Annotated in this window: 1 protein-coding gene and 2 pseudogenes; all 3 read left to right on the plus strand. The window is 60.2% G+C overall.

What is annotated here, in order from left to right:
• Positions 1 to 171: pseudogene (locus tag WBV42_RS00520) on the plus strand (mandelate racemase); the annotation flags it as partial.
• Between the two features lie 713 nt (positions 172 to 884).
• A pseudogene (locus WBV42_RS00525) lies at positions 885 to 1707 on the plus strand (glycosyltransferase family 2 protein).
• On the plus strand, positions 1647 to 2179 hold a 533-nt coding region (locus WBV42_RS00530; RefSeq protein ID WP_423984311.1), incomplete at its 3' end, for a glycosyltransferase. The pseudogene WBV42_RS00525 and the gene WBV42_RS00530, both read left to right, overlap by 61 nt.

The following is a 2179-nucleotide window of genomic DNA, read 5'->3' on the forward strand; positions in this document are numbered from 1 at the left end:
CCGGAGTGTTCGAACACGACGCCGCCGGTGTACGAGGGCGATTACGTGGACGACCTCGACTCCATCGACGACGAGGGAACCGTTCCCGTCCCCGACGGGCCGGGGTTGGGCGTCGAGTACGACTGGGACTACATCGAGGAGAACAGGACTGGGGGACGGACCTACGAGTGACGACGTGTCGGAGGACGATACGACGGGCGATGACGCGACGTATGGCAACGCAACGGATGGCGACACGACGGAATTTCAGCGAGCGGCGTTACGTCTCCCGTTTCTCGAAGAGGTGGTAACTCAGGAGCGAGAACCAGACGCCGACACCGCTAGCGAGGAGTGCATCGAACGTGGTCGTCTGAAGCCACAGTCCCGTCGCGAACACGGCTTCGCCGAGGAGTATCGCGACGACCGTTGGAAGTTATCGGGCGGTCCGATCACTGAGGGCGGTTTTGACGCGTGATTCCGATTCGACGTCGGTGGATGGAAGGGGTTTCATTGGGATGGATTGGTGTCGCAGCGATGACGGAGAGGAGACTGCGTAGGGACGGACGGCAACGCAGAAATCGAGGGTAAATCGTGCGGCAGAATCGGACAACATCACTCTTGTCTACCCGATTCAGGTGGTTATTTCGCCATGAACCTTGCTATGAGTCCTCAATACCTGGACGTACGTCACATACTCCTCGCCATTACTCCCCCGCCATTTCACGACGCCACGACCGGACGTGTCGAATTGCCGCTCGAACGGAGCGATAAGGCGAGCATCGGCCGGGTCGGCCGTCCGAATTATTGCCTCCCACGGAGTAGTACACAGCTATCCCGTGCTAACAATATTCCTCATTAGAATCGGAGCAAAAAACCTTTGAGAGCCGGTCAAGGGACGTATACCAATGGAAGTGACAACAGTTCAAGAACAGTCCTCGTCGCGGAGAGCCGTTCTACTCTACTGTCTCACCACGTCGATTTTCGTCGTCGGAGTGCTGGCCCCGGTTTACTTCTCCGTTCCCTATCTCCGCGTCCTCAAGACGGTCGTTCTCCTCGTCGTGGTCGCACAGGTCGGTCGGCTGTTCGTCTCGGCGCTCGTCTCGATACCGGCATCACACGCCACTCCGTCGTTCCCATCGGACGATGACGAACTTCCCACGGTGAGCGTCGTCATCCCGGTGTACAACGAAGCGAGCGTCCTGGAGGGGACCATCGACGCGTGTCGGGCGGTCGATTATCCCGAGCACAAACTCGAAGTAGTCGTCTGCTACGAAGCCGATTCGACCGACGAAACCGCCGCTATCGCACGACGGGCGAATCGTCGCGGTCGAACGCGACGAACCGGGCGGCGGAAAGGCGAAGGTGACGAACTACGCGCTCACCTACGCGACCGGCGAGATAATCGCGAGCATCGACGCCGATAATCAGTTCGATCCGGCGGCACTCCGGCGAGCCGTCGGGTGGTTCGAAGCCGACGACGATATCTGGTGCGTGAAAGGACGATGCTACGGCCGGAATCCGAGTGATTTGCTCATCTCGCTTCACGCGACCGTCGAACGCCACGTCACGGAGCGGGCCGACCTCGTCGCGCGCTCGCTCTGGAACGGGTTCAGCATCTTCGGCGGGGGACAGGCGTTCTTCCGCCGGGAGGTGTTCGAGCGACTGGTATGTTCGACGAATCCGTGCTGGTGGAGGACATCGACATGTCCACGCGGATCCACCTCGTAGGGAAGGAGATTGTCGTCGATCCGTCCATCATCACGTTCGAGGAACACCCCGCGACGGTGGCGTCGTGGTGGAGTCAGCGAAAACGATGGGCGCGCGGATGGTTACAAGTGAGCAGTCGCTATCTCACCTCGGTCGTCACCTCGCCACAACTCTCGTGGCGAAAGCGCCTCGACAGCGTCTACACCTTTTCGAACACGCTCGTCCTTCCGTTTCTCGTCGTGGGGCTTCCCCTCCCGTTCATCCAGTTGTTCCTTCCGGTTACGTCGTACGTCCCGTACAGTCAGGTCATCTGGACGGTGCTCGGTGCCTTTCCGATACTCGCCGTCCTCGCCGTCTTGCTTTGGGACAGACGCGAGGGGCTGCCACACTCCCGGTGGGAGTACGCCGCCGCGTTCACCCTCGGCGTGTATCTCATCCTGAACTCCGTCGTGTACATCGTCGCGTTCATCGACGAGTACGTCCTCCGCAAACC

Source organism: Haladaptatus sp. (assembly GCF_049589095.1).
Lineage (GTDB): Archaea > Halobacteriota > Halobacteria > Halobacteriales > Haladaptataceae > Haladaptatus.